Below are 15,660 nucleotides of genomic sequence, written 5' to 3' on the forward strand. Positions count from 1 at the left end.
CCCAGGGAGGTTCCGGCCGTTATCCGATCGGCTGGTCGAGCGGCAACAACCAGCACTTTTCATCCGAGAACGGCCAGGTGGTGCCATGTGGCACCACATTTGAGCCACTAAACCCTTGCCGTGGTGCCATTGCTGTGCCACGATGGCACCATGGATTTGACACCGTATGTGAGCAACCTCGGACGTGAATTCGCCACCCTCGCCGAAGCCGGCGGTGACGAATCCCGTGCGTTGGTCGAGCGCCTGACCGGGTCGCTCGAGTCTGCGATCCGGATGACGTTGCTGGACGCACTGTCCGCCGCCACGGACGAGATCACCCAAGATCTGGCCCCGGGATCGGTGGAGTTGCGCCTGCGCGGACGCGACCCGAACTTCGTCGTGACCGCACGGCCCGCCGAGCCGATCGAAGACGCGACCGAGGACGATGCCGCACCGGCGGACGGCGGCACACCGATCGCCGAGGACGGCCCGACCGCGCGGATCAACGTGCGCCTCCCCGAACAGCTCAAGGCCGCGGTCGAGGAGGCCGCAGCCAAGGAGGGGCGCTCGGTCAACGCCTGGCTGGTCCGCGCGGCCTCGACCGCGCTGCAGCAACCGGACCGCGTCCAGCACGCCCAGCAGCGCGGCAAACAGACCAAGCAGAGCCTCACCGGCTGGGTGCGCTAGCCGCACCGCCTCACCTCACACCACGTCCCCGACCTGCGGGGATGTTTCACCAACTCATCCCGAGGGGACAGCTATGCCCAATTTCGATACACCCGAACCGATTTCCGTCACGCTCGAACTCGGCGTCGGCAATGTGCGGATCACCGCGAGCGACCGCACCGACACCACCGTCGACGTGCGCCCGAGCGACGCATCCGATGAGTCCGACGTGCAGGCCGCCCAGCGGGTCCGCGTCGACTACGCGAACGGCGTGCTCCAGGTCATGGGACCGAAAGCGCGCGTACTCGACTTCTCCCGCAAGTCCAGGTCGGTGGAGGTGTCCATCGACCTGCCCAGCGGTTCGCAGGTTTCCGGCGAGGTGCAGGTGGGAGACCTCAGCGGCACGGGCCGGCTCGGGCAGTGCCGGTTCAAGACCTCCACCGGGAACGTCCGGCTCGAGCAGACCGGTCCGTTGCGTGTGGACACCGCGGCCGGTCACGTCACCGCGGACGGCGTCGCGGGCAACGCCGAGATCCGCACCGGCTCCGGGAAGGTCCGCATCGGCGAGATCGAGGGCTCCGCAATCGTCAAGAACTCCAACGGTGACACCGCGATCGCCGCGGTCACCGGCGACGTCCATGTGCGCTCGGCGAACGGCGACATCTCCGTCGACCGGGCCGGCGCGAGTGTCGAGTCGAAGACGTCCAACGGCAGCATTCGCCTCGGCGAGGTGGCCCGCGGTTCGGTCGAGCTCGGGACCGCGATGGGCGACCTGGAGATCGGCATCGCCGAGGGCACCGCCGCCTGGCTGGAGGTGAACACCAAGTTCGGGCAGGTTCGCAACCTGCTGGACAACACCACCCGGCCCGAGGCGTCCGACGAGACCGTCGAGGTCCGCGCGCACACCTCGTTCGGCGGCATCACGATCCGTCGTTCCTGATCCACTTCTGGACCTCGAGAAAGGGAAACCATGACCACCAGGCAATCTCAGCCGGCCATCGCGGTGACCGGGTTACGCAAGTCGTTCGGCGACCACATCGTGCTCGACGGCATCGATCTGACCGTCCCGCAGGGAACGGTCTTCTCCCTGCTCGGCGCGAACGGCGCCGGGAAGACCACCACGGTCAACATCCTGTCCACCTTGATCAGCGCCGATGCCGGTGACGCCCGAGTCGCCGGCCACGACCTCACCCGCGAATCCGACGCGGTGCGCGCCGCAATCGGTGTCACCGGCCAGTTCTCGGCGGTGGACAACCTGCTCACCGGCAGGGAAAACCTACTGCTGATGGCGGATCTGCACCACCTCGCCCGCAGCGACGGCCGGCGGCGCGCCGCCCAGCTGCTCGAACAGTTCGACCTGGTCGACGCGGCCTCGAAGCCGGTCTCGACCTACTCCGGAGGCATGCGGCGGCGGCTCGACCTCGCGATGACCCTGGTCGGCAGCCCGCGCGTGATCTTCCTCGACGAGCCGACCACCGGCCTGGACCCACGCAGCCGCCGGGCCATGTGGCAGATCGTCCGGGACCTGGTGGCCACCGGCGTCACCATCTTCCTGACCACCCAGTACCTGGAGGAAGCCGACGAACTGTCCGACCGGATCGCGGTCCTCGACCACGGCCGCCTGGTCGCCGAGGGAACCGCGGACGAGCTCAAGCGCCGCATCCCCGGGAGCCACGTCCGCCTGCAGTTCGCCGACCCACACGGCCTCGAAGCGGCCGAGCGCGTCCTCGACCAGGTCTCGCGCGACCCCGACGCACTCGCCCTCCGCGTGCCCAGCGACGGCGGCCTCCGCTCGCTCAAGACCCTGATCGACCGGCTCGACGACGAGGCCATCGAGGTCGACGAGCTGTCCGTGCACACCCCCGATCTCGACGACGTCTTCCTCGCCCTCACCGGCAACCCCCACAACGAGAAGGTGACCTCATGAGCGCCCCCGCCCCCACTCTCGCCGGGCCGGCCCCGGCGGACCTCCGGTTCCACCCGCTGCGCGACTCGGCAACGATGCTGCGCCGCAACCTCAATCACATGCTGCGGTACCCGTCGATGACCGTGACGCTCGTCGGAATGCCGGTCGTCTTCCTGCTGCTGTTCGTCTACGTGTTCGGCGGGACGTTGGGCGCAGGGCTGGGCGGGGTGTCCGGCGGGCGCGCCGAGTACGTCAACTACGTTGTGCCCGCGATCATCCTGATGACCGTGACGGCCGCGGTGCAAGGGACAGCGATCTCGGTCGCGATGGACATGACCGAGGGCATCATCGCCCGGTTCCGCACCATGCACATCGCACGCGTCTCGGTGCTGACCGGACACGTGCTGGGCAGCGTGATCCAGGCGATGCTCAGCGTCGCGATCGTGATCGGCGTGGCACTGCTGGTCGGCTTCCGGCCCACCGCGGGGGTGGGCGCGTGGCTGGCCACCGTCGGCTTCCTGGTGGTGGTGACGTTCGCGCTCGTCTGGCTCTCCGTCGCGCTCGGCCAGGTGAGCAAGACCGTCGAGGCCGCGAGCAATGTGGGTATGCCGCTGGTTCTGCTGCCCTTCCTCGGCAGTGGGTTCGTCCCCACCGACTCCATGCCTGCCGGATTGCGCTGGTTCGCCGAGTACCAGCCGTTCACCCCGATCATCGAAACCCTGCGCGGCCTGCTGATGGGTACCCCGATCGGGAACAACGCATGGATCGCGCTCGGCTGGTGCGCCGTCATCGCCCTCGGCGGATACCTCTGGTCGAAAAGGCTTTTCAACCGCGAGTACTCGCGGTAGCGGCACGGCCCCGCAACCGACACTGCCACGAAAGGACATCCGATGAGTAACACGGTCGCCGTCCCGTACGGCCTCCCCATGGAACGCGATGCGGGCCCCTTCGACCCGCCCCGGCAGATCACCCGGCTGCGCGAGACTCGTCCCGTCAGTCCCATGGTCTTCCCCGACGGTCACGAGGGCTGGCTCGTCACCGGCTACGACGCGGTCCGCCGGCTCATGGCCGACACCCGGTTCAGCTCCCGCCAGGACATCGGCATTCTCCACGTGCCGTACGAGACCCCCGGCATGCCCGCCGCCACCGAGCCGTCCCCGCAGATGCCGGGCGTGTTCATCGCCATGGACCCGCCGGACCACACCCGGATGCGGCGCACACTCACCGGCGCCTTCACCGTCAAACGCATGAAGCAGCTCGAAGACCACATCATCGACGTCGCCGAGCGGCAACTGGACGAGATGGCGCGCCTGACCCCGCCGGTCGACCTGGTCAAAGAGTTCGCGCTGCCGGTGCCCTCGCTGGTGATCTGCGAACTGCTCGGTGTCCCCTACGCGGACCGGGACACCTTCCAGGTCAACTCCGCCAAGTTCCTGATCAAGGACCAGCCGCTCGACGAGAAGATGGCCGCGTACGGCGCACTGAGCACGTACCTGGCCGAACTGGTTACGCACAAGCGCGCCGCCCCCGGAGACGACATACTGTCCGATCTGGCCCGCGATGACGACCTCACCATCGAGGAGCTGACCGGCGCCGCCTTCCTGCTGCTGCTCGCCGGCCACGAGACCACCGCCAACATGCTGGCGCTGGGCACCTTCGCGCTGCTGGAGAACCCCGAGCAGCTGGCGGAACTGCGCGCCGACCCCGACCTCCTCCCCGATGCCGTCGAGGAACTCCTGCGCTACCTGTCCGTCGCCGACATCTTCTATCGCTACGCCACCGAGGACATCGAACTCGGCGGCGAAACAATTCGCGAGGGATCGACGGTCGTCGTCTCGTTGCTGGCCGCCAACCGCGACCCCCAGCGCTTCGACAACCCCGACACCCTCGACATCCGCCGCAAGGCCCGCGGTCACCTGTCCCTGGGCCACGGCGTCCATCTGTGCCTGGGCCAGCAACTGGCCCGCCTCGAGATGCGCGCCGGATTCGAGGGACTGCTGCGCCGCTTCCCGACCCTGGGGCTCGCCGTCCCCGCCGGCGACGTGAAACTCAGGACCGACATGAACATCTACGGCGTCCACGACCTGCCGGTCACCTGGACGGAAGCGTCCCGGTAGAACCATCGGCCGAGCGCGTCAGCCGATCCAACCAGTCGCCGAACAGAGCGGCAAGTAGTTCGGGCCGCTCGTGCATGAGTGCATGACCGACGTCCTCGACGACAGCCAGGGTGGCGTGCGGGTAGCGCTCGAGCAATTCGGCCGCGTCGGTGTACCCGACGACCGAATCGCGGCGGCCCGCCACGATCAACGTCGGCCCCGGGAACGCATTCGATCCGACGTCGACCGTCCACCCGGCGAAGATGCGCCCGAGAGCGTCCTCGTCGACGAGCGTCGTACCCGGCAGAACATGGTCGCGGTAGCGGCGCGCAGTGGCCGGCGTGCGCACGACGAAGTACTCGTCGAACCCCGCCCACTGTGCACGTTCGAGTTCGTCGTAGGCATCGGCGTCCTGGCGAACCACGGCGTGGTCGGGCACGTGTCGTGACCGCTCGGTGACCGGGCACAACAACGCCAGGCCGAGCACCGTGTCCGGTCGCTGTGCGGCCACCCCGCGTGCCAGGTAGGCGCCGTAGGAATGTCCGACCAGCAACACCGGGCCCGCACCCAGGCTGTGGATGAAGTCACCGAGCAGCGTCACCACATCGTCGTTGCAGGTCAGGCCGTCGGCTGTCGACAGGCCCATCCCCGGCAGGTCCGGGTAGATCCGTCGGTATCCCGTGCCGGGAACGACGGCCTCGATTGCCGCCTCGATCTCACGATGATCGACGCCGGCGCCGTGCAGAGCCACGAGCGGCACGCCGGTGCCGTGCTCGACGTAATGGACCAGGGCTTCGTCGATCCGGCGTTCCATGTCGACACCTTAACGATCCACGCGACCACAGGAGCCGCGCTCGACCAATTGCCCGATCCCCCGTCGACGACTGAAATATGCTGTGTGAGGTGGACATTGTCGATGCTCATCATCACTTCATCAACCTGCCCGATCTCGCGTACCCGTGGATCGACAGTCGCCCACCCCCGCTCACCGCCTTGCTGCCGAACTACTACGACGCTGCGCACCGGTACCTGCCGCACGACTATCGGGCACAGCTCGAGGGGACGCCCGTCACGGCCTCGGTCGTGTGCGAGTTCGGTGCTGCAGACGGTGTCGCGGAGGCCATCTGGGTTCAGCATTGCGCCGACCGTGTCGGTGTTCCGAACGCCTTCATCGCGGCCGTGCAGCTCGATTCAGGCGATCTGACAGGCGTTCTCGCGCAATACCGGGATCTCCCGGTGGTCCGGGCTGTGCGTCAGCCGCTGTACTGGGCGGCCGACCCGATCAAGCGCCTGGGTGCGCGCGGCGACTACCTGTCAGACCCGGCCTGGTTGCGTGGATTCGAGCAGGTCGCCGATGCGGGGCTGGTGTGGGATCTGCTCGTCTACGACGAGCAGTTACCCACCACGCACGAACTCATCGCCGCGTTTCCCGACACCACCTTTGTGCTGGAGGCGGCCGGTTGGCCGGTCGATCTCACTGCCGAGGGCTTCACCCGTTGGGAAGAACGCCTCACGGCGGTGAGTCAGTTTCCGAACGTCGTCCTCAAGTTGCAGGGAATCGCCCTCATTTTCGGAACATCCCTGGAGGCGATCGGTCGGTGGGTCCGGACGGCCCTCAGCATCTTCGGCGCCGGGCGATGCATGTTCGCCTCGCATTACCCGATCGACCATCTGCTGTGGGATACCGAAACCATGGTGTCCACCGTCCAGGCAGCACTCGGCGACTTGTCACCGTCAGAACAAGCGCTCTTCTTCGGCGAAACCGCACGACGGGTGTATCGCCTGCCCGCCGGTGACGCCTAGTATGAGGGAGATCGGAGTACCTGCAGTTTCGACGCCGCCAATCCACTTTCGGCGTCCGGCCCACACTGTGAGGAGTCCACGTGACGCGAGAGGGCAGTATCCGGGTCGGCGACCGGACCATCACGTATCTCGAAGCCGGTGACCCGGGCGGACCGCTCGTGCTGCACAACCACGGCGGACCCTCGAGCCGGCTGGAGGCCGAACTGTTCGATTCGCATGCGAAGGCCAATGGACTGAGATTCGTGTGCGCGGACAGGCCGGGCATGGGCGGGTCCGATCCTCAACCGGGCCGCACCTTCGAAGGCTGGACCGATGACCTCCTGCTGCTGGCCGACTCCTTCGGCGCACAACGATTCGCGGTGACCGGCTGGTCCGAGGGTGGACCGTGGGCACTGGCGGCCGCCGCGTATCTGGACCCCGCGCGCCTGGCCGATGTCGTGTGCATCGCCGGTGGCAATTACGGAACGTTCGGATCGAACTGGGCCGCGAAGTATCTCAGCAGCGTCGACGCGCTGGGCGGCCGCCTGGCACTTCACTTCCACCCCGGTTTCACACTGATGTACGACGTGCTCGGGATCAGTGCCACCCACTTCGCGGATCGCTACGCTAAGGCGATCACGCAGTCGGCGTGCACCGCGGACCGGGAGGTGCTCGCTGACGAGAAGGTCCTCGACGCGTTCCTGAGGGCAGGGCGCGAGTGCTTTCGGCATGGCGCGGACGGACTCGTCGTCGACGCCACGATGCTCTACAAGGCCTGGCCGTTCGACATGACGAAAGTGACGCGCCCCGTGCACTTCTGGCAGGGCAGCGCCGACACCCTGGTGCCTGAGATCATCAACAAGACGGTAGCGGACAAGACCCCGGGCGCCGTCTGGCACCCGATCAGCGGTGGTGGTCATTTCATTGCCGTCAGTCACGCGAACGACATTCTCGCACTGGTATCGAACGATCTTGCGCCAGTGCAAAACTGACCCTCCAGGTCAGGCCGGGACTTCTCGGGCGTCGAACCGAGTCTGATAGAACAGCACCGTCACGGCGACGATCGCTTCGAGTGCGGCCGTCGCGAGTGCCGCCGCCATCGGAGTCGACATCGAATGACCCATCGGAGCCGACGCCGCTGCGTGCATCGCGTGCCCGTGGTGACCGCCACCGGACCCGGGACTCATCACGGTGACGTGCAACGCGATCATGCCGACGTTCATCAGCGCGACGAGACCCCAATCCCGGTGTGAACCACGCATCCACAGGTGCCGGGCGCAGTACAGGCATCCGAAGATCATCGCGGCGGTCACCATGCCGACCATCGGCGACGACGTCGCATGCTCACCGAGCGACGCGGCGTGGAGCGCTGCCGCGGCAACCGCGAGGGCCGCGGCCGCCCGCCGCAACCAATGACTGGCGCGGCGGGCGATCGGAGAGAAGACGGCGGACACGACTTCTAGCCTTCGCAGCAGTGCGTCGCGGTGCTCGCCGGCACGTCGAGCGCGGGGTTGCGGTCGAAGAATCCGACCGGCTTCAGCGTGAACCCGGCATAGTCGACCGGCATGACCGGCCAGTCCTCGGGCCGGGGGAAGTGCGTCAGCCCGAACGTGTGCCACAGCACCAGGTCTTCGCCCTCGATGTCCCGGTTGCCCGCCACGAACGTCGGCAGACCCGCCTGGCCCGGGTGCTGGTTGACGAAGTCGCCTGCGGGATAACGCTCGGACTCGTCGTATTGCGTGACCCACAGGTGCTTGGTCGCGAACGCGGCACGGGAGGCGATCGAACTGGACGGATCCGCCAGGAGCACCGGCTGACCTTCGGGGTGCAGCGCGTACCCGACGTCCTGCCCCAGCCGGTTCTGCTTGGTGGGATTGGTGATGTGCCAGACCCGGGCCTTGAGGTTGTCGGCGGTGCGTTGCCCCTCGGATTCGGTGGTCAGCTTGGTCTTCTGGCAGCGGAAGGCATTGCCCCACGGGTTCTCCGGACCCATCGGGACGGGCACGGCATCCACTTCCTCGACGGTGTTCACATTGCCGTCGACGGCCATGTCGAGCCGGGCGGAGAAGAGGTGCTGGTGGAACGGGGCGCCGAGCCCGGGCGCCATCTGGGTGGAGAATCCGTCGGCACCGCGGTAGGCGGAGGTGAAGACGATTCCGGTGGCCTTCGCCTCGAGTTCGATGGTGCCGTCGAGGTAGAGGTACCAGTAGAAGCCGTAGTCGTAGTTGCCGATGGTGAGGAAGAACGAGATGACGAGGCGGCGCGAGCGGCGGGTCTCGGTCATGCCGTTGAACATGTCCGTGTGCTTCCACAGGACGCCGTAATCCTCCTCGTGGAGGCAGATCGCGTTCTTCATGACGCGCGGGTCACCGGACTCGTCGGCGATCGTGACGTCGAAGTACTGGATCTCGCCGAGGCAGTCGCAGCCGAGTTCGAGCGAGTTGGTGTACCGGCCGAACAGGTACTCGCCCTGGTCGAAGTAGTTCTGCCAGTACCGGACCGGGGACGGATCGGCGTAGGGAACCACCATCTCGGCGATCGAGGCACGATAGATCACGGGACGTTCCACTCCCCCGTCGTCGAACGAGAGCTGGTGCAGCGTCAGACCCTCGCGCACGTCGAAACCGAAGCGGAACTTCCAGTCGGCCCAGGTGATCTCGTTGCCGTCGACGGAGAAGCTGGCACCTTCGGGTTGAGTGATCTCGATCGGCTTGAGGTCGGTCCGCGTGGGTGTGGCATGCGGTTCGGCGTTCCATTCGCCGCGCTCGGCGGGGACGGGTAGCTCGATCTCGTCGACCACCTTCACGACGCGACGCTCGGTGAGGTCGACGTAGGCTACGACCCCGTCGATGGGGTGAGCCCACGGCAGGTCCGCCTTGTCCTCCTGGTGGAAGGCGAGGACGCGGACGATGCGGTGCCCGACCTCGTCCTCGTGACCGAACACGCCCGCCGACAGGGGAACCGCCCGGACCTTCGACGGCTCGATGCCGCGCTTGGCCATCGCCGCGAGCCAGTCGGAGCTGCCGAGCAGGAACGCCTCGATGTCCTCGAACTCCTCGTCGAGGATCGGCACGTGGCCGTCGGTGGCGGAATCGACGATGGCCCTGCTGATCACGCGGTTCTCCGTCACCGACACGACGAGGTCGGTGCCGATGCCGGTGGATCGGTCGAGCAGCAGGATCCGGGCGCGTCGCTCGATCGGGTCGCCCGGTGTGAACGCGAGGACCGTCGACTTGTGCGGCTCGGCGAGCGCGACGAAGACGAAGCGCACGTTCTCGCCGATCAGTCCCTCGTCGGTGAGGAGTGCCTTCGCCGAACGGATCTCGTCCGCAGACAACGGGGTGAGCGGATGATCCGGGGCGGCGGAACCGACGGTGGCCGGGGTCTCGGTGGTGGCGGTGCTCATCGTGCGATCTCCTTGTCGATGATGGTGTCGTTCGTGTCGTGCTGCGGTAGAGCGGTGTCGTGGCGTGCGGCGTGGGGTCGGAGCACGGCGACGGCTGCTCCGCCGGCGAAGGTTCCGACGAGCAGGATCCCGATGACGGCGGCGAGAGTGCTCGACCCGCCGACGAGAAGGGGAAGGTTGGCGACGGTCATGATGAGTAGCCCGGCCAGGCCGACGAGGCCGAGCAGGGGTGCGATCACGGTGTTCCACACCCGCCGGTCCACCCGGGTCCGGCCGAAGTAGACGAGGACGGCGACGGAGGTCAGGGTCATCAGTGCGACGATGCCGACGGAGGACACACCGGCGAACCACGCGAACACCTCGGTCACCGGGTCGAGTCCGGCAACGGCGGACGCGACGATCAGGACGAGAGCCGATGCCGTCTGCACGACGGACGCGATGTACGGCGACGCGTGCTTGACGTGCGAGCGGCCGCATCCCGCGGGCAGGGCCGCACTGTTCCCGAGGGAGAAGATGTACCGGGAGAGCACGTTGTGGAAGGACAGCAGGGCGGCGAACAGGCTCGTGATCAGGAAGATCTGGACCAGGTCGCCGGCGATCGCGCCCACGTAGCGGGTGGCGGTCTCGGTGATCATCCCTTCCGGATTCTCGGTCGCGATGACCACGGCACCCTCGTCGCCCCACGCGCTGACCATCGCCCAGCTCGACAGTGCGTAGAAGCCGCCGATGACCAGCAACGCCACGTAGGTGGCCCGGGGGATGGTGCGGCCCGGGTCCCGGGCCTCGTCACGGAAGACGGCGGTGGCCTCGAATCCGATGTATCCGGCGATGGCGAAGATCAGTGCGATGCCGGGTGCTCCGGAGAAGAACTCGGCGGGGTGGAACGCCGCCGTCGAGAATCCTTCGTCGCCGCCGCCGCCGCGGACGATGACGGCGGCGTCGATGACGAGGACGATTCCGACCTCGCAGACGAGTAGTACACCGAGCACCTTGCCGGACAGGTCGATGTGCCGGTATCCGAGGATCGCGACCACGGCCGTCACGGCCAGGGCCCACACGTACCAGGGAAGTTCGGGGCCGCCGTGAGCGGTGACGAAATCGTTGACGGCGGCTCCGATGTATCCGTACACCGCGCCCTGGACGGCCGTGTAGGACAGCAGCGCGAGGAACGCGGAGCCGAGACCGGCATGCCGGCCCAGGCCCTGCGTGATGTAGGTGTAGAACGCGCCGGCGCCGGGGAGGTGCTTGGCCATCGCCGTGAATCCGACGGCGAAGAACAGCAGTACCACCGTGCAGACGATGTACGACGCGGGGTAGGCGGCGCCGTTGCCCGCTGCGATGCCCAGAGGGACGGTTCCGGCGATCACGGTCAACGGGGCCGCCGCTGCGACGACCATGAACACGATGGCACCCGGACCGAGGGTGCCTGCCAGTCTGCGAGGGGCGCCGTCGCTGACCGCACTCGAGTGCGTGGGGGCGTTGGTTGTCATGGTTTCCTTCGACTTTCACGAGGAGAGGGCCTGCGTGGAGGCTCCGCGGTGAGCTCTGGGACGAGCATGCGACTGCGGGTTGTCGGCGCAGTTGCCGAAGCGTCACAGTCCGTCGACAGCAAATGAGAACGCACGCAGGACGATTCTCATTCGGGTCCGGTCGAGGAATCTAGAGGGCGATGTTGACGGACTTGCTCTGGGTGTATTCGGCGATGGCGCCTTCACCGAGTTCGCGTCCCCACCCGGACTGCTTGTAGCCGCCGAACGGAAGCGCCGTGTCGAAGGCATTGTGGCAGTTCACCCACACCGTGCCCGCCTTGATCTCGGCGGCCACCTCGTGGGCGCGGGACACGTCCCGGGTCCACACGCTGGCGGCGAGGCCGTAGGGGGTGTCGTTGGCGGCCGCGCGGACGCCTTCTTCCCGGTTGAACGGCACCGCCACCGCGACCGGTCCGAAGATCTCCTCCTGGTACACGCTGAAGTCACGGTTCACGTCGACCAGCAGGGTGGGCTCCACGTAGAAGCCGGTGTCGCCGTGCCGCTGCCCGCCGGAGAGCGCGCGAGCACCGTCGGCGAGTCCGGCGTCGATGTATCCGGTGACCTTGCCCAACTGCTCCTCGGAGATCAGCGGGCCGATGTCGTTGGTGGGGTCGAGTCCGGGTCCGATCTTCTGGGACTTCGCGAAATCGGCGACACCGGACGTGAATTCGTCGAAGATCCGGTCTTCGACGAGCAGGCGCGTTCCGGCCGTGCAGGCCTGGCCGTGGTTGAACAGGAAACCGCCGGCCACGCCCGGGATCGCGGCCTCGAGGTCGGCGTCGGAGAAGATCACCTGCGGGCTCTTGCCACCGAGTTCGAGGGACACCTTCTTCAGGTTCCCCGATGCGGCAGTGACGATCTTCTTTCCGACCTCGGTCGAACCGGTGAACGCGACCTTGTCGACGTCGTCGTGGCTCGACAGCGCCGCGCCGATGTCGCCGAAACCGGTGAGCACGTTGAACACGCCGTCGGGGACACCGGCCTCGGCGATCACCTCGGCGAGGAGCAGCGCGCTGAGCGGTGTCTGCTCGGCAGGCTTGAGGATCATGGTGTTCGCGCAGGTCAGCGCGGGTGCCACCTTGAACGCGGCCATCACCAGCGGGAAGTTCCACGGGATGATCTGTGCGCACACACCGACCGGTTCACGGGTGGTGAAGGCGTGGAATCGGGCTCCGGGCGCCCACGGCACCGACACGGGGATGGTGCGGCCTTCGATCTTGGTGGCCCAGCCGGCGTAGTAGAAGAAGATCTCCGCCGCCCACGTCACGTCGACGGCCTTTGCCACCGCTACGGACTTGCCGTTGTCGATCGACTCGAGCTGTGCGAACTGATCGGCCCGGGCCAGAATCCCCTCGCCGATCTTCCAGAGGATCCGCTGACGTGCCGCGGGGGTGAGCGAGCGCCACGGCCCGGACTCGAAAGCCCGCCGGGCCGCCGCTACCGCCCGGTCCACGTCTTCGATTCCGGCGTGCGGCACTGTCGTGATCACCTGTCCGGTGGCGGGATCGACCGTCTCGAACGTCCTGCCCGACGCGGAGTCCACCCATCGGCCGTCGACGAACATGCGCTTCGGCGACGAAACGAAGTCGACGACCCGGGGGTCGAGTCCGGCGGGGGTGTGAACGACTGCAGTCATCATGTCCTCTTCGATGGAGTGAATGAATCTGTGAATGAATCCGGCTTCTGCAGAACACTTTTGGCGGAAGTTTTCGCCTCGTCGTGCTGCGGCCCGAACCCACGATAAACCCCGAATGTGTCGCCGGTCACTACTAAATCCGGATGGGAATCAGCGACTGCGGCATTCTCATTCGACTTTTCCGGCCACGACGGCGCCGATTCTCATTCCGGCTTTTCGGGTCGGTGCAGCTGATCCGCCGTGTACGCCGGCGCAGGCTCCGGAATCGGGAACGAATTCTCCGGCCATTCTCATTCGAGGTGATCGAAAATTAATTCCGATCGGCGCATCGCGCTCGTCTGCTGCGCTAGCGTGCAACTCATGCAGCCCCGGGTTGATCACTCGCGCGGGGCCGGCCGGAAAGTGTGGAGAGCAGGTGCGTGGTGTCCGGTACACCGAGAATCAGAAGTAGATCACCGGTCGCCGGTCTCGAGCGGGCGCGTCTGAGTTTCGTCCAGGTGCTCGGGCAGTCCGTTTCCGCGGTCGCACCGTCGGCCGTGATGGTCACGCTGCCTGCTCTCGTCATACCCGACGCGGGCCGGGCGACCATTGCGGTGTTCGTCGCGGCGGCGATTCTGATGACGGCGGTCGGCTACTGCATCGGACAGTTCGCCACCCGGATGGTCGCCGTCAGCGGTCTCTACAGCTACATCGTGAAGGGACTTGGGGCGGTGCCCGGTTTCGGCGGGGGCTGGTCGCTGCTCGTCGGCTACGCGGCCGCGGCCATGGCGAGCACACTCGGTGCCGCGAGTTACCTCGCCGCGCTGCTCGGCCGAGTCGGGCTTCCGGCGGGGTCGCCCCTCATCGCGGTCCTCGCGGCGATCGTCGGACTGCTCGCCCTTCTCCTCATGGTCCGGGGCGTGCAATTGTCGGCGCGGATCATGCTCGCCATCGAGGTCTTCGCAATCGTGGCCGCCTCCGCCGCGCTGGTGGTCGCGTTCGTGCAATCGGTCCGCGAGGGCGCGACCCCGTCCGCGGGCGGCGCGAAGTCAGGATCCGCGGTCGGGTTCGCCGTGCTGCTCGCGATCACGTCGTTCGTCGGATTCGAGAGTGCGGGCACGGTGGCGCGGGAAGCCCGCAACCCGTTCGTCGCCGTCCCCCGCGCCATCCGGTGGACCCCCATCGCCCTGGGCGTTCTGTACGTGTTCGCGGCCGCCCTGCAGTTGCCGGAGCCGGTGCGGCAGGGAGTCGACTCGCTGCCGATCGTCCTCACACTGCCCGACACGTCCGGCGCAGGTTCGTCGGCGCTGTCGATCGTCATGGAACTCGGCATCACCGCCTCCTGGTTCGCGTGCGTCCTCGGTTCGACGACGGCGCTGTCGCGCACCCTGTTCGCGATGGGCCGCGAAGGGGTGGTTCCGAGCGTGTTCGGCCGGACGCACCACCGGTTCCACACTCCGCACGTGGCATTGACGGCGGCGATGCCGGTCGTCGTCGCGGTGCCCGTCCTCTACCTGTTCGTCAGCGGTTCGAGCCGCGACGTCCTGATCGGACTCCTCGCCGTGTCCGCCCACGGCTACGTCCTCGCGTACGTCCTGCTGTGCGTCGCGACGCCGGCGTTCCTCCGGCGGATCGGCGAACTGACTCGGCTTCCCCTGATCGTCGGCGTGCTGACGGCGACCGCGATGGTCGCCCTCGTCGGGTGGGCGGCGTTCTCGCGCACATATGTCGCGGGCGCGGCGACCGCCGTCTACGTGCTTCTGATGCTTGTCGGCGCCGCGGTCTTCGCGATCCGCGCCAGGAGATCCCCCGGAATCGGAGAACGGATGGGTGTGTACGACGAGGCCGTGGCCGACGACCTGCTGGGCCGGTACCGCCCGTGGGAGGTCCGCCGGTGAGCCCCGACGACAGAGCCCTGTCGGGGCGGCAGCCGAAAGCCGTCACCAGCGCGCTGCGGGTGCTCGAGGAAGTGGCCCGCGCCGGCTCGGGTGTGACCGCGAAAGACATCGCGGCCCGCCTGTCGATGCCATCGGCGACCACGTATCGACTACTCAACATTCTCGTGGGCGAAGGCTATGTGGTGCGGCTCCCCGATCTGTCCGGGTTCGCGCTGGGCCAGAAGATCGGGATCCTCGTCGACGCCGCCGTCGTGCCCACCGTGTGTGCGGCGGCGCGTGAGGTTCTCGCCGAACTGCGACTGTCGGTGCGCTTCGGGGTCCACCTGTTCTACTACACCAACGTCGCCGTCCGCACGGCCGACGCCGACCCCGAATACCCGCCGCCGGAGGACGAATCATTTCTCAACCAGCACCTCTACGCGTGCGCAGTCGGCAAACTCCTTCTCGCGGAGAAGTCGGAACTCGAATCCGTGATTCCGCGTTGGGAGCCACGGGCGCTGACGGCCCGCACGATCGTCGCGCGGAGCGAACTCCTCGCGAATCTGGACCTGATCCGAAGCCAGGGCTTCGCCACCCAACTCGCCGAGCTCCGGGACGCGTCGGCCTGCGTGGCCGTCCCCGTCCGGTCCGGAACGGGGTCGCTCGTCGGCAGTCTGGCCCTGTCGGGACACGTCGATCACGAACACCTCATGCTGCGCCACGTCCCGTCGCTGCGGGAACATGCGGAGCGGCTGGCACCGCTGATGGCGTAGCGCTCAGATCCCACCCGGCGAGGTAGCCGCC

General features: G+C 67.4%; 14 protein-coding genes. 9 read left to right on the plus strand and 5 right to left on the minus strand.

The features are described from left to right. Positions 1 to 150 precede the first annotated feature (150 nt). The 5 genes from QM841_RS11030 (at position 151) to QM841_RS11050 (ending at position 4,668) form a co-directional block, all read left to right on the plus strand. Positions 151 to 666: a YlcI/YnfO family protein gene (locus tag QM841_RS11030; RefSeq protein WP_283331994.1), complete on the plus strand. Its 516-nt coding sequence runs from the start codon at positions 151 to 153 to the stop codon at positions 664 to 666. A 73-nt stretch (positions 667 to 739) separates the two neighbouring features. Further along, positions 740 to 1,585 (plus strand): DUF4097 family beta strand repeat-containing protein, encoded by an 846-nt coding sequence (locus tag QM841_RS11035; RefSeq protein WP_005260956.1) that lies wholly within the window; start codon positions 740 to 742, stop codon positions 1,583 to 1,585. Positions 1,586 to 1,615: 30 nt separating this feature from the next. Beyond that, positions 1,616 to 2,572, plus strand: coding sequence for an ATP-binding cassette domain-containing protein (locus QM841_RS11040; protein ID WP_283331995.1), 957 nt, complete (start codon positions 1,616 to 1,618; stop codon positions 2,570 to 2,572). Next, entirely contained in the window at positions 2,569 to 3,399 is an 831-nt protein-coding gene (locus tag QM841_RS11045) for an ABC transporter permease (RefSeq protein ID WP_280781331.1), read from the plus strand. The genes QM841_RS11040 and QM841_RS11045 overlap by 4 nt, the downstream gene beginning before the upstream one ends. Positions 3,400 to 3,441: 42 nt before the next feature. Further along, positions 3,442 to 4,668 carry a cytochrome P450 gene (locus QM841_RS11050; protein ID WP_283331996.1) on the plus strand — a complete coding sequence of 409 codons (1,227 nt, stop codon included), beginning with the start codon at positions 3,442 to 3,444 and terminating at the stop codon, positions 4,666 to 4,668. Here QM841_RS11050 and QM841_RS11055 read toward each other — a convergent pair. Beyond that, positions 4,643 to 5,461, minus strand: coding sequence for an alpha/beta fold hydrolase (locus QM841_RS11055; RefSeq protein WP_283331997.1), 819 nt, complete (start codon positions 5,459 to 5,461; stop codon positions 4,643 to 4,645). The genes QM841_RS11050 and QM841_RS11055 overlap by 26 nt on opposite strands. 77 nt (positions 5,462 to 5,538) lie before the next feature. Here QM841_RS11055 and QM841_RS11060 point away from each other — a divergent pair, with 77 nt between their 5' ends. Then, a complete protein-coding gene (locus QM841_RS11060) occupies positions 5,539 to 6,450 on the plus strand; it encodes an amidohydrolase family protein (protein WP_283331998.1) in 912 nt (303 codons plus the stop codon). 80 nt (positions 6,451 to 6,530) lie between these two features. After that, the gene (locus QM841_RS11065; protein WP_280781327.1) at positions 6,531 to 7,421 is read left to right on the plus strand and encodes an alpha/beta fold hydrolase; all 891 of its coding nucleotides are present in this window, start codon (positions 6,531 to 6,533) and stop codon (positions 7,419 to 7,421) included. A 9-nt stretch (positions 7,422 to 7,430) separates the two neighbouring features. On the opposite strand, the gene QM841_RS11070 is transcribed toward QM841_RS11065, so the two are convergent. The 4 genes from QM841_RS11070 to QM841_RS11085 all read right to left on the minus strand — a co-directional run bounded on the left by QM841_RS11070 (position 7,431) and on the right by QM841_RS11085 (position 13,000). Beyond that, entirely contained in the window at positions 7,431 to 7,883 is a 453-nt protein-coding gene (locus QM841_RS11070; RefSeq protein WP_283331999.1) for a hypothetical protein, read from the minus strand. Between the two features lie 5 nt (positions 7,884 to 7,888). Continuing rightward, positions 7,889 to 9,835, minus strand: coding sequence for a primary-amine oxidase (locus QM841_RS11075; protein ID WP_280781325.1), 1,947 nt, complete (start codon positions 9,833 to 9,835; stop codon positions 7,889 to 7,891). Next, a complete protein-coding gene (locus QM841_RS11080) occupies positions 9,832 to 11,325 on the minus strand; it encodes an APC family permease (RefSeq protein ID WP_283332000.1) in 1,494 nt (497 codons plus the stop codon). Before QM841_RS11080 ends, QM841_RS11075 begins: the two co-directional genes overlap by 4 nt. Positions 11,326 to 11,494: 169 nt before the next feature. After that, positions 11,495 to 13,000 carry an aldehyde dehydrogenase family protein gene (locus tag QM841_RS11085; protein ID WP_283332001.1) on the minus strand — a complete coding sequence of 502 codons (1,506 nt, stop codon included), beginning with the start codon at positions 12,998 to 13,000 and terminating at the stop codon, positions 11,495 to 11,497. A 422-nt stretch (positions 13,001 to 13,422) separates the two neighbouring features. Between QM841_RS11085 and QM841_RS11090 the strand changes: the two genes are divergently transcribed. Continuing rightward, the gene (locus QM841_RS11090; protein ID WP_280781322.1) at positions 13,423 to 14,877 is read left to right on the plus strand and encodes an APC family permease; all 1,455 of its coding nucleotides are present in this window, start codon (positions 13,423 to 13,425) and stop codon (positions 14,875 to 14,877) included. After that, complete coding sequence (locus QM841_RS11095) at positions 14,874 to 15,629, plus strand: IclR family transcriptional regulator (protein WP_283332002.1); 756 nt, start codon at positions 14,874 to 14,876, stop codon at positions 15,627 to 15,629. Before QM841_RS11090 ends, QM841_RS11095 begins: the two co-directional genes overlap by 4 nt. The last annotated feature ends 31 nt before the right edge of the window (positions 15,630 to 15,660 follow it).

Origin of the sequence: Rhodococcus sp. IEGM 1307 (assembly GCF_030056915.1) — a bacterium.
In the GTDB taxonomy this organism is placed as follows: domain Bacteria; phylum Actinomycetota; class Actinomycetes; order Mycobacteriales; family Mycobacteriaceae; genus Rhodococcus_F; species Rhodococcus_F opacus_D.